The sequence below is a fragment of the Tenacibaculum sp. 47A_GOM-205m genome (assembly GCF_000518405.1).
Taxonomy (GTDB): Bacteria; Bacteroidota; Bacteroidia; order Flavobacteriales; family Flavobacteriaceae; genus Polaribacter; species Polaribacter lutimaris.
Genome location: NZ_JADN01000003.1, coordinates 409,068 through 422,334, shown reverse-complemented (window position 1 = coordinate 422,334; position 13,267 = coordinate 409,068). Strand labels below are relative to the sequence as shown.

At 30.6% G+C, this 13,267-nt stretch carries 11 protein-coding genes and 1 tRNA gene; 10 read left to right on the top strand and 2 right to left on the bottom strand.

All coding sequences use genetic code 11. From position 1 onward, the window contains the following. Nucleotides 1-14 precede the first annotated feature (14 nt). The 9 genes from N534_RS0102135 (at nt 15) to N534_RS0102095 (ending at nt 11,764) form a co-directional block, all read left to right on the top strand. Complete coding sequence (locus N534_RS0102135) at nt 15-2,438, top strand: TonB-dependent receptor (protein ID WP_028890896.1); 2,424 nt, start codon at nt 15-17, stop codon at nt 2,436-2,438. Nucleotides 2,439-2,449: 11 nt separating this feature from the next. Further along, nucleotides 2,450-3,943: an ankyrin repeat domain-containing protein gene (locus tag N534_RS0102130; protein ID WP_028890895.1), complete on the top strand. Its 1,494-nt coding sequence runs from the start codon at nt 2,450-2,452 to the stop codon at nt 3,941-3,943. A gap of 123 nt (nt 3,944-4,066) precedes the next feature. Further along, the gene (locus N534_RS0102125; RefSeq protein ID WP_369791954.1) at nt 4,067-4,498 is read left to right on the top strand and encodes a DUF2271 domain-containing protein; all 432 of its coding nucleotides are present in this window, start codon (nt 4,067-4,069) and stop codon (nt 4,496-4,498) included. Nucleotides 4,499-4,522: 24 nt separating this feature from the next. Then, nucleotides 4,523-6,700, top strand: coding sequence for a PepSY domain-containing protein (locus N534_RS0102120; protein WP_028890893.1), 2,178 nt, complete (start codon nt 4,523-4,525; stop codon nt 6,698-6,700). A gap of 162 nt (nt 6,701-6,862) precedes the next feature. Next, nucleotides 6,863-7,078: a hypothetical protein gene (locus N534_RS0102115; protein ID WP_028890892.1), complete on the top strand. Its 216-nt coding sequence runs from the start codon at nt 6,863-6,865 to the stop codon at nt 7,076-7,078. Nucleotides 7,079-7,106: 28 nt separating this feature from the next. Further along, the gene (locus N534_RS0102110; RefSeq protein WP_028890891.1) at nt 7,107-8,201 is read left to right on the top strand and encodes a hypothetical protein; all 1,095 of its coding nucleotides are present in this window, start codon (nt 7,107-7,109) and stop codon (nt 8,199-8,201) included. A gap of 166 nt (nt 8,202-8,367) precedes the next feature. Beyond that, the gene (locus N534_RS0102105; protein WP_197017690.1) at nt 8,368-10,359 is read left to right on the top strand and encodes a histidine kinase; all 1,992 of its coding nucleotides are present in this window, start codon (nt 8,368-8,370) and stop codon (nt 10,357-10,359) included. Nucleotides 10,360-10,361: 2 nt separating this feature from the next. Beyond that, entirely contained in the window at nt 10,362-11,111 is a 750-nt protein-coding gene (locus N534_RS0102100; protein ID WP_028890889.1) for a LytTR family DNA-binding domain-containing protein, read from the top strand. Between the two features lie 95 nt (nt 11,112-11,206). Further along, nucleotides 11,207-11,764 (top strand): YqgE/AlgH family protein, encoded by a 558-nt coding sequence (locus tag N534_RS0102095; protein ID WP_028890888.1) that lies wholly within the window; start codon nt 11,207-11,209, stop codon nt 11,762-11,764. Here N534_RS0102095 and N534_RS0102090 read toward each other — a convergent pair. Both N534_RS0102090 and N534_RS0102085 read right to left on the bottom strand, forming a co-directional pair. Continuing rightward, complete coding sequence (locus tag N534_RS0102090) at nt 11,761-12,591, bottom strand: aminotransferase class IV (protein WP_028890887.1); 831 nt, start codon at nt 12,589-12,591, stop codon at nt 11,761-11,763. The two genes, N534_RS0102095 and N534_RS0102090, sit on opposite strands and share 4 nt — an antisense overlap. Nucleotides 12,592-12,699: 108 nt before the next feature. Next, on the bottom strand, nt 12,700-13,083 hold the full coding sequence (locus N534_RS0102085; RefSeq protein WP_028890886.1) for an START-like domain-containing protein: 384 nt from the start codon (nt 13,081-13,083) through the stop codon (nt 12,700-12,702). 104 nt (nt 13,084-13,187) lie between these two features. Between N534_RS0102085 and N534_RS0102080 the strand changes: the two genes are divergently transcribed. Next, nucleotides 13,188-13,261: transfer RNA gene (locus N534_RS0102080), tRNA-Met, on the top strand. Nucleotides 13,262-13,267: the final 6 nt, after the last annotated feature.

Genomic DNA, 13,267 nt, shown 5'->3' with positions numbered 1-13,267 from the left:
CAAATAAAAAAGAAATGAGAATTATAGTATCTCTACTACTTATATGTAGTTGTATTCAATCAATCTATAGTCAAGCAACGATAGAAGGAGTTGTAAAATCAGAAAACAACGAAGCAATTCCGTATGCAAGTGTTTTTATCAAAGGAACCAATATTGGTACAGAAACTAACAATGAAGGAAACTTCATCTTAAAAGATATCCCTTATTCAACCTATAAAATTGTAGTTAGTGCAGTAGGTTTCTCTCAAACATCTCAAAAAATTACTACTACTGAAGGTAGTATAAACAATATTGTTTTTATCTTAAAATCTGATACACAACTAGAAGAAATTGAACTTTTTGGAACAAGAAATAAAAGAGCAGAAAAATTAGAAACGCTTACTCGCTTACCTTTAGCTCCAAATGAGCAATTACAAAGTATTTCTGTATTATCAGACAAACTAATCAATCAACAAAATGCGCTAAACTTAAGTGATGTTACCAAAAACGTTGCTGGTGTTTATACTTTTGCCACTTATGGCAACACCAAAGAAAGTATGTCTTTAAGAGGGTTTAGAGGAATTCCTCTCTTAAAAAACGGAGTTCGTATTAACTCCGATTTTAGAGGGACTGGAGTTATCACCGATATGGCAGGTGTTGATAACATTCAAGTATTAAAAGGAGTTTCTGCAATCAGCCAAGGTTTGGGTGGTGATTTAGGTTCTGTTGGTGGGGTTATTAATATTGTTACTAAAACACCAAAATTTTACAGTGGTGGTGAAGTAAGTTTAAGAGCTGGTAGTTTTGGTAAATTACGTCCTACTTTTGATGTATACGGACCTCTAGACAAAAACGAAACCGTAGCTTTTAGAATCGCTGGTTCTTATGATAGAGCAGATAGTTACAGAGCTGTTGTTAACTCTGAACGCATGTATATTAACCCTTCATTAGCATGGAAACCTAATGAAAAAACTACTTTAATAGTAGAAATGGATTATATGGATGATAGTCGTACTCCAGATCCTGGGACTATCAACTTAGGAACCTATGATGTAAACAACATTTTATTACTTTCAAACGACAAATTTTTAGGATTTGATTCTGACAGGAGTTCAACCTTAAATACAACCTATGCAATTCGTTTTGATAGAGAAATTAGTGACAAACTTATTGTAAAAGCTGGTTTATTCTCATCTGATTTAGAAACTTATAATGAGTCTGTTTCTTTAACTCAAGGAGGTGGAAGATCTAATTTGCCTCTTTTGGAAGCCACAGAACGTTACCGCCAATATAGAGCTGGAGGAAGAAAAGATAACAATAGCGTATTACAATTAGACCTTGTTGGTAAAGATGTAGAAACTGGTTTTCTTAAACACACTTTCCAAATTGGTGTAGATTATAGAGCATCTGAATTTAGTAATGATTCTTATACTACTACCTATGATAACGGAAATTATATTGATATTATTGACGTTAGAGAAACTATTGACAACAAACTTTCTTCTAATGTTGGTGTTGCTTTGAATACTAATGGAGCTAGTGGTTCAAAAACGAAATCATACGGATTTACAATTCAAGATAAAATTACCATTAACAACTGGGCAGATGTATTTTTAGGTTTACGATATACTACACTTGAAAGAACCAAAGGTAACTTTTTAGGAAGTAGTTTAACCGGTGCTAAAAGAGATGATGCTTTTAATCCGTTAGTTGGATTTAATATAAAACCTACAGAAAACATTATTGTTTTTGGTTCGTATGCTAGTAACTCAAACCCTAGAAGTTCTTTTTATACAGACATCAACGGAAATGAGTTAGGTACTGAACGTTGGGATCAAATTGAAACAGGAATTAAATCTTCTTGGTTAAACAATGCTTTACGTTTCAATATTACCTCTTTTTATACCAGCAGTAAAAACTTAAACTTAGAAGCTATAGATGAAAACGGTAACTCTCTCGGTTACTACATGAAAGGTGGTGAAGATGTTAGAAATGGTGTTGAGATTGAATTAATCGGTCGTGTATTACCTAATTTAGAAGTGATTGGAGGATATTCTTATTTAGATGCCAGATATAAAGATCACGTATCTTATTACTATAACTCACGGCCTATGAACACTCCTAAACACACCGCTAATTTCTGGGCTCGTTACACATTTACAAATTCATTAGATGGATTATCAATTGGTGCGGGAGCTTACTATTTAGGAGAACGCCCTCATAATGTCTGGTCCAGAAATTATACACATACTGGTGTAGTTCCTGGTGTAAAACCTTTTGATTTGAAAGCCTATACTACAGTAAACCTACAAGCATCTTATAAACTCAATGAACAAGTAAGCATTGATGTTTTTGGCAACAATATTTTTAATGAAATAGGATACAATGCATACCGTACTAGCTACATAAACAGAATAGAACCTGCTAGTTTTGGTTCAACCTTACGATATAGATTCTAAAAAATTAAAACATGAAAAAATTACAAATCATTTTTATACTAACACTACTTGTTAGTACAATACAAGCACAAACTAAAAATGTGTTTTTTGAAAGATCTTTTTGGCTAAACAACCCTACCATTGAACTTGTTGAGCAAAAAATAAAAGAAGGCAACAATGCCACAGCATTAAATCCGAATGGATTTGATGCTGTTACGCAAGCCATTTTGGGTGGAGCTCCTAATACGGTTATTAAACATCTATTAACCAAAAAAGGGAATGATGTTAACAAAATAACACACGATAAAAGAACTTATATTTTCTGGGCTGCTTACAAAAACAATGTTGAAATAATGAAACATTTAATAGCCAATAATGCTCGTATGGATTTAAAAGACTCTCATCAATTATCTCCATTAACTTTTGCTGCTAATGCAGGGCAAACCAATAAAGAAATTTATGAGTTATGCATTCAAAATGGAATTGACATCAAAACAGATGTTGACGAACATGGAGCAAATGCTTTGCTATTAGTTTTACCTAGTTTGAAAAACCTATCTTTTGTAGAGTACCTTTCTTCCAAAGGATTAAACCTACAAAGTATTGACAGCGATGGAAATGGGGCTTTTAATTACGCTGCTAAAAAAGGTAATAAAACCATATTAGAACTACTTATTAAGAAAGGCATACCTTATAAAAACTTAAATAAAAAAGGAGGAAATGCTATGTTACTAGCTACTCAAGGTTCTAGAGCAGGATATAATTCACTAGAGTTTTTCAAGTATTTGGAAAGTTTAGGTATCAATCCAAATATTACTGATACTAGCGGAAAAACACCGCTTCATAATTTAGCACGTGGAAACAAAGATGTAAATACGTTTAACTATTTCCTTAATAAAAGCGTAAATGCTAATCAAGTTGATGATAACGGAAATACTCCTTTAATTATCGCAGCTAGCAGAAACTCTTTAGAGATTATTCAATTACTATCAGAAAAAACAAAAAACATTAACCACACTAATAAAAAAGGACATTCAGCACTTACGTATGCTGTTGAAAACAACTCATTTGAAGTGGTTGATTATTTACTAAAGAATAAAGCTGATACTCAAGTAAAAGATGATAAAGGAAACTCTCTAGCTTACTATTTGGTAAAAAATTACCATCCAAAAAAAGTGAATGATTTTACTCAAAAGATGAATCTTTTAATTAATAACGGACTAAATTTAACACAACTTCAAGCTAACAAAAACACATTGTTTCATATCGCTATTGAAAAAAACAGTATAGACTTGTTGCAAAAAATCAATACTTTAAAAATTGATGTAAACTCTAAAAACAGTAATGGATTAACCCCATTACACTTAGCTGTTATGCAAGCTAACAATACTGATGTTATCAATTACTTGTTAAGTATTGGCGCGGATAAATCAATTACTACCGACTTTGATGAAACAGTATATGATTTAGCCAAAGAAAATGAAGTATTAAAAAAGCAACATATCAATATTAACTTTTTAAAATAAGTTCGTTTACCAGGTTGAGTAGTTTAATTGAAACATATTAGATTCACTCAACCTGTATACAATATTAAAACCCAAATTAAAATGAGAAAAATAATTCCGATATTGTTTACAGCAATTTTATCTATGGCTTTTACCTCAACAAATAGCGCTAGTTACAAATGTATGATTCAACTGAAAAATTATACAGGTGAAGGTGCTTACATCACTATTTCTTTACTAAACCCTCAGGACGAATATGAAGAAACATTATACGTAATAGGTGATGATGAAGAGTGGTATTCTGATATTACAGAATGGTGGAAATTCCAAGGAAAAGTTCGTTCTGATATCGATGCTATAACTGGTGCTACAGTTAGCGGTGGTGGTAGAACTATTAGCATACTAAACATTGATAACAATAAGATTGATAAAGGTTACAAAATCAGATTTGAATCGGCTGTAGAAGATCAAGAATACTACAAAGACGATGTAGAGTTTGAATTAACTACTGAAAATCTTAAAAACAAATTTGAAGGTAAAGGTTTTATTCGCTACATACGCTTAATGCCTCAATAGTTTATAAATAAACATCTAACAAAAATGACCACCTCAATTTGGAGATATAGCCACCTAACCTTGGCTATATCTTCTTCTCTTTTCATATTCGTTGCTGCCATTACAGGTATTATTTTAGCTTTTGAACCTATTTCAAAGCAGCTATCAGAATACAGTATTTCTAACACCAAAGAAATAACACTTGCGCAAACTATTTCTGAACTACAAAAACAGTACGATGAAGTAATTTCTATTACTGTTGATGAAAATGATTTTGTAACAACCTCTGTTATTACAAAAGAAGGAAAAAGCGCTACTTTTTATGTAAATCCGTTTACAGGAAAAAAACTAGGAGAACCAGAAAAAAAACATCCAGTTTTTCAATTTGCTACGAGTTTACACAGGTCATTATTTTTAAAATCAACAGGAAGATTTATCGTAGGTTTTGTTTCTTTTTTACTGAGTTTAATCGCAATTACGGGACTTATATTGATTGCCAAACGACAAGGTGGAATTAAACAACTATTTTCTAAAGTTATAAAAGAAAATTTTGAACAGTATTATCATATTATTATTGGTCGTTACACGCTTGTTTCAATAATTATCATCACGCTAACAGGAGTGTATTTATCACTAGATAGGTTTTCAGTTTTACCCAAAGAAAAAATTAATCACTCTTATAATTTTTCTTCAGCTTCTTCTAACAAAAAAATAGCTGTTGCTGATTTCCCTACATTTAAAAACACCACTTTAAATAAGGTAAAAAGTGTAGAGTTCCCTTTTTCTAAAGACGAAGAAGATTACTTTTTTGTGAAACTAAATGATAGCGAGCTACTAATTCATCAGTATACAGGAACTATCATTAGTAAAGAGAATCTTTCGCTAACTAGCATACTTTTAAACTGGAGTTTGTTATTACACACAGGAAATGGAACTATTATTTGGTCAATAGTATTGTTACTTTCTTCAATATCTATCCTATTCTTTATCTATTCTGGATTTGCGATGACCTTAAAAAGAACACAGAAAAGCTCACTTCCTAAAAATAAAATCAGCAAAAATGATGCAGAAATTATCATTTTAGTAGGATCAGAAACTAACAACACCTACCCTTTCGCATCTTCTTTACACAATGCCTTAATTAAAAGTGGAAAAACTGTTTTTGTTGACATCTTAAACAATTACAATTCATATAAAAGTGCCAAAAATCTAATAATATTAACTTCAACATACGGAGAAGGTGAAGCTCCTTCTAACGCTTCTAAATTCTTACAGTTAATTCAACAAATAACTATTCTAAACCCAATAAACTACTCAATCGTTGGTTTTGGCTCAAGAGCATACCCTCATTTTTGTCAATTCGCTATTGATATAAATAATAAACTACAACAACTTTCAAGTTTTAAAGTTCTTTTACCTGTTTATAAAATTAATAATCAATCGTTTCAAGATTTTAAAACTTGGGGACATCAATGGAGTAAAAAAACTGGAATACAATTTCAACTAACACAAGAGATTAAAAAACTTAAAAAACAACAAATATTTACAACCATTTCTAAAACTGAATTAAACAACGACGATTCTTTTTTAGTTCGTTTACAACCAACTAAAAAACTTCGCTTTAATTCAGGAGATTTACTCGTTATTACACCAAAAGAAGATAATATTGAACGTTTATATTCTATCGGAAAAATAGAAAACGACATTATACTAAGTATAAAAAAACATGAACTTGGCGTGTGTTCTAACCTACTTTATCAATTAGAGGAAAACGAATCTATTCAAGCAAGTATTCAACCAAATAAAGATTTTCATTTTCCAAAGAAAAACAAAGAAGTGATATTAATAGCTAACGGAACTGGAATTGCTCCTTTTTTAGGAATGCTCCAACAAAAAAATGGAACAAAAACACATTTGTTTTGGGGTGGTAGAACACAGGAATCTTTAAAAATTTATACTCCTTTACTAAACAATATAGAAAACAACAACATTCATATTGCTTACTCTCAAGAACGAAACAAAGAGTACGTTCAAGATTTATTACTAAAAGAAGAGAATACAATTGCTTCGGTTTTGCTAAACGGTGGAACAATAATGATTTGTGGTTCTATCAAAATGCTTAAAGGTGTCGAGAATGCATTAGAACAAATCGTATTAAACAAACTAAACACTTCTTTAAATCACTTCAAAAAGAACAATCAAATTAAAACAGATTGTTATTAGATAAATGTTGGTAGTTAGCTTTAATATTTAAGGTAATTATTCCTTTTTAATGTTAGCTACCAACAAAAAACTACGAATTCTAATTTATCTACTACGAATTCTAATTTACTCCCAATTCACCTATCCTTCTGTGGTAATTTTGATCATATAAAAACAACAATTATGTGGTCTAACAACAATTATTCATCAGTATTAAAAATGTATTTGGAAAAATACACAAGTTTAAAATTACAAATCGGTAATAACGGATTAATAGCTTCTGTTGAGAAGCAAGAAAACGGTCAATGGATTAGCGATAGAAACCTACCGAATATCTTAAATAAGTTGTCAACCGATTTTAATTTAGGTAAAGATGTAACCATCATCTTACAACAATAAAACTATAATAACCTTAAAACAAAAAACTATGAAACAAAACATTTTAAAAGTAGGAACAGTAATGGGATTACTACTACTTATCGGAGTATTTACAAGCTGCAACGACACAAAAAAAGAAAACAAAAACCAAGAACTGGGAAATATTGCTAAACTAGATGAAGTTATTGAGAAATCTGTTGTAGAATACCGAAACCCTGTAGTTTTTATTACAGGAAACGATAAAGGTAACAGCCATTTTTATGACAGTGCTCGCGTGTACTTTAAAGAGAAAAACTATGATGTTATTAACGGAAAATACTCTATTGAAGAAATCATTACTTGGATGAATAGTAATGCTAGTGAAAATCCTTACGGAGAAATTCATATTGTAAACAATAACAATCCGTTTAAAGCAATGAACTTAGAAACAGTTGTAAATGGCGGAAAAGTAACTACTGAAGCTTTACAAAAAGCAATTGATCAAGGTAGGTTACCTTTGTTGAAAAGCAATGTTATTACTAATGATACAAAAATCATCTTTCATACAAATGAGTTAGCATCAAACAGTGATTTAGTTAACACGCTTAAAAGCGCTTTTATTACGGAAGATAAAATACCTCAGGTAGTTGCATCACCTTATTACAATATTTTTGGCGGAGAGTTTTCTAACCATTATTTAGCACAACCATATTATGTATTTTACCCAACAGCAAACTCACCTGGAAAAGTAGATTTATCAAAAGAAATTGCTAAAAAATATCCAGAAGAAAAAGATATTGCTTGGTACGATGCTTTAAATAATGAAAGAGAACGCTACGTAGGAGAACCATATACAGTTCAATATAGTATACCTGTAAATTTAGAGTTGGATTATCACAATTCTGACAATGAAATTCCACACTTTGTAATGCAAGAAGAAATTATGGATTTTATTGCTGGGGAAGAAAATTTGATGAAAGAAGTACAAAAAACAAACATTCCTGTAGAAAAGTTTAGATGGAGTTATATTGTAAAAAACAATCAACTAATAATTACAGGAAAAGCATCTGCTCTGTGTGTTTTGAAACCTTTAGTAAAACCTTACGGCGAATTAGAACACGTAAAACCAGACCCTAACAACAAGCGTTTATATGCTATGAAATAATAACTTATAATTGTTGAACAAACGTCATTACGAATAAAGCAATTCCCTCCTGCTCTTCGTAATGACGTTTAATTTAAGTATGTTTGTTATAATGAAGTTTTTAAACCTTAACTCTACTAAAGTTTTATTTAAAAATAGTTTTGCGTCAAGAATCCCAAACCTCTTGATGCAAAATTTCGTTTACACACTTTTGTATTTCTTTTTTTATGGATTGATGAGTGCTTCTGCTCAAAATCAACCTTTAAAAACTTATAATGAAAATGATGGACTTCCAAGTTTACACATTAACGACGGAGTTCAAGATCGTACGGGTTATTTATGGTTAGCTTCTGATAAAGGCTTAATTCAATATAATGGCAACTCATTTGTAAACTATACAACAAAAAACGGATTAATATCCAACAGCATAAACGTTGTCAAAACCAAAAACAATGCTCTTTTAATTGGAACTGATAAAGGTTTTAGCATTAAAAACCATAATGGTTTCAATAATTTTGAAGGAAACAACGTCAACTGTATTTTAACTGTCAACAATCATACTTTTTTAGGAACAGATAAAGGAATCGTTAGAGTTCGTGAAGATTACCTTTCTCCGCTACGCACTAATTTTCAAATAGATTTAAATAAAGTAAATGACATTCAGTATGATGGTAAATTCTATTGGGTGGCAACCAACAAATCTCTATGGAGGCTTGATAAGCTTATTAACCCTAAAACTCTAGACAGAATTGATGTAAACAACTACACTTCTATTTTAATTAACAGAAAAAACATTATTGCTACCACCTATAATAACGGTCTTAAGTTCATAACAGGTAAGGAAATAGAAACACAAACTATTACTTCACAAAATATTAAGGGAATTAAAAAAATTAACAATCAGTTTTGGATAATTTCAGAAGATAATGGTATTGAAGTACTAGATGCTAATTTCAATTTTAAAAGAACCATTAATAAGTACAACACGCTTACTACTAATAAAATTTCTACTGCTTTTCAAGATTCTGGCAAAAACACTTGGATTGCTACACAAGACAAAGGAGTCTACTTTTTTAAAAACGACAACCCAACTCAGAAAAAACCTACCATATCTTTTGAAAATATTGAAGTAGTTTTCAAATCCATCGACAGTATCAATATAAATGATTACGAAAAAACTTTACAACTTCCTGCCGATAAAAATCATATTTCGTTTTATTACAAAACAGTAGATATTGGTAATTCTAACAACTTAGAATATCGCTATACCTTAAATGATCAAGTAAGTCCTTGGAGTAAAAAAAGTTCTATCGATTTGGCATATTTATCTCCAGGAAACTATTCATTTTCAGCTCAATCAAGAATTGGCAAAATAGAAAGCACACCTATTGAATTTAACTTTTTTATTGATACTCCTATTTATCAAAAAAAATGGTTCATTTGGTCTGTTATTGGTTTAGTAATTTTATTATTAGGAAGTATTATTTGGTTATACATTCGTAGAATTCAAGCTAAAAACAAAGAAAAACTAACTAAACTACAATTAGAAAATCATTTGTTATCGCTAGAGCAAAAAGCACTACAATTACAAATGAATCCGCATTTTATTTTTAATGTTTTAAACGGAATTAAAGCCTTAGGTAATTCAGGAAAATCAGTTGAATTAAATACTACAATTAGTAGGTTTGCGACCCTTTTACGTGGCGTTTTGCATAATTCAAGACAAGAAGAAATATGTTTAGCAGAAGAAATTACCACGTTAAAAAACTATATTAAATTAGAGCAACAAATGAGTTCAAAACATTTCGATTATTCAATAACAACGAACTTGAATATTGATCCTGAAGAAATCCTAATTCCTCCTATGCTTATTCAACCTTTTGTTGAAAATAGTATTAAACATGGAATATCTTCCATAGAGAACGGGAAAGTAGATATTCGTTTCTTTGTGAAAAACGATTTTCTGCATTGTGAAATAGTAGATAACGGTATTGGAATTCATCAATCAAAAAAATTAAAAACCACTAGTACACATCAATCAGTTGCTTTAAAAGTTACCCAAGAACGAATTAAAAGCTTATCAGAAAAGAGTACTTTTCACATTGATGAAATAATCGAAAATAAACAAATTAAAGGTACAAAAGTTGCTTTTAAAATTCCTTTAAAAACTGATTTTTAACAATGACAAAACTTACTGCAATTTTAGTAGACGATATGCCTACAGCTTTAGATATGTTGCAAAATGATTTAACACAATTTCACCCAGAAATTGATATCATTGGTACCGCTAGAAGTGTAGTAGAAGCATCTAAAATATTACGAAAACAACAACCAGACATTTTATTTCTAGATATTATGCTAGGTGACGGTACAGGATTTGACGTGCTTGAAATTCATCCTAACCTTTCTTCAAAAATTATTTTTGTTACTGCGAGTGATGAGTATGCTATTAAAGCCTTTAAATTTGCTGCGATTGATTATGTACTAAAACCTTATTCTAACGAAGATTTAACAAATGCTATTAATAAGGCTAAAGATCAAATTAAACCCGACAAAGAACAGCTAACTGTACTGCAACAATCCATCACAAAACCGAATCAGCGTCCTAAAAAGATCTCTTTAAACACCTCTGATAAGATTATGGTGGTAAATTTAGACGATATTATTCGTTGTCAGTCCGATAATAATTATACGGAGTTTTTCATGAATGATGGACAAAAAATATTGGTTGGTAAAACACTTAAACACTTTGCCGACATGTTAAAAGAATTTGATTTTTTAAGAGTTCACCAAAGTCATCTTATTAATATTCAATTCATTAAAGAGTTCATAAAATCAGATGGCGGGTATTTAGTTTTAAAAAACAAAACAACTATTCCTGTTTCAGTAAGAAAAAAGAATGAAGTTATACAGGCGTTAGAAAAAATGTAACCACCGTTTTTTTCCTGATTTTCCTACTATTTTTAACACTTATGTTAAATTTTTATTAAAAATTTATTTAACTTAGTGCTTATAAATTAAAAATTATGGTTGCACTTAAACCAGAAAAAGGTAGGTTACTAATTGCAGATCCAGCAATATTAAATGATAGCTCTTTTAAGAGAACTATCATTTTACTTACTGAGCACACTAAAAAAAGTTCGGTAGGTTTTATTTTAAATAGACCCTTAGATTACGTTCTTAGTGATTTAGTTCCAGAAATTGATTGTGATTTTACTGTTTATCAAGGCGGACCTGTAGAGCAAGACAACCTATACTTTATACATAAGGTTCCTCATTTACTCCCGAATAGCATTGAAGTTGCTAAAGGAATTTATTGGGGCGGAAATTTTGAACTTTTAAAAGAGTTACTTAACAAAAAACAGCTAGAAGCTACAGATATTCGTTTCTTTTTGGGGTACTCAGGATGGAGCAGTAATCAATTAGATGAAGAACTTGTAATGAATTCTTGGTTTATTACTGAAAACGATTACGATAATATTTTAACCACCAATGATCAAAGCTTTTGGAAAGACAAATTATTACAACGCGGTGGTAAATATAAAATTTGGGCAAATGCTCCTAGCGATATACAAATGAACTAACTTGTAACGATTGCTAATTGTAAGCTGCTCTTTATTTTATTGGTTATTTCTGTAGAGAATTCTTTTTTTCGGTAATTAGTAACCGGTTGTATTCCTATGATTGCATTTGTAATAAAAACTTCGTCAGCCTTTTGAATTTCGAAAGGAGAAATAGCCGTTTCTTCAATTGTATAATCAGGGTGTTTTTCAACAATATCAATTACTTTTTTTCTAACAATTCCTTTAATGCAACCTTCTGTTAAAGCTGGTGTTTTCACAACATTTCCTTTTACTATAAAAATGTTTCCATTAATAGCTTCTACAACTCCTTTTCTTTCATTTAACAAAATACAATTATCCAAATCATTTTCTTCAGCAAAAACAGCCGCTAATGTATTTAACATTCTATTCGTTGTTTTTACCGTAGACAGCAATCCTGAATAATTATAAAAGTCTTTAAAAACATCAATTTTGTATACTTCTTTATCTGTATATTCTAACGGACCACCCTCAATAATATAATCTATATCGTTTGTTACAGGTGTATACAAACCTCCATCTTTTCTATAAATGGTTAATCGAATTCTATACATTGAAGATTCTGGTAATTCTTTTACCACTTTGATAATTTCTTCTTGCAAAAACTCAAGTGTAAACTCCATCGGAATCTTCATACGAAGCATACGCATCGAAGCCATTAACCTAAAATAATGATCTTCTAAAAAAACAACTTTTCCGTTTACTACCTTAATAGTTTCAAAAATAGCATCTCCGTATTTAAACGCTCTATTTTGGGTTGAAAGTTGCACTTCGTTCTCTGCGATTAAAGCTCCGTTAAAATTTACCATTTCTTTAAAAAAATTTAAATGCAAACTTACAATTTAGGGAAGTATTAGCCACAAAAAAACTCGACAATTTGCCGAGTTAATTTTTTTAAAAAAGGAATCTTGCTAATATTAAGCCCCTATATTATGTTTTAATTCTTCTATTTGATTTTCCCAAAGCATTTTTGCTTCTTCAACATCATCTTCATCATCAGCAAAATCAGTAACAATTACCGCCACATCTTTTGTTAAAGGATCTACTTGTATTTTAAACTCAAAATAGCTTTCATCGTCTTCACTTTCTGTCCACTTAAACTTTATACGTTCATCTGTTTTTTTTGTGATAATTTTAGCTTCTTCTTCAGAACCATCCCAAAAAAAAGTAATGATTTTACCTCTTGAATTTACTTTATCTGCAAACCACTCTTCTAACCCTGCAGGTGTTGCAAAATATTGATATAACATACTTGGCGAAGCATGTATAGGAAACTCTAACTCAAATTTTACTTTGCTCATCTATTTTTTTGTTTGATCGCCAATATAGATAATTATTTTTTAAAAAAAAATTTAATGTTTTATTGCCCAAACCTAAAAAGTAATTATATTTGCACCCGCAATCAGGCGAGGTAGCTCAGTTGGTTAGAGCGCAGGATTCATAACCCTGAGGTCACGGGTTCAAATCCCGTCTTCGCTACAAAAT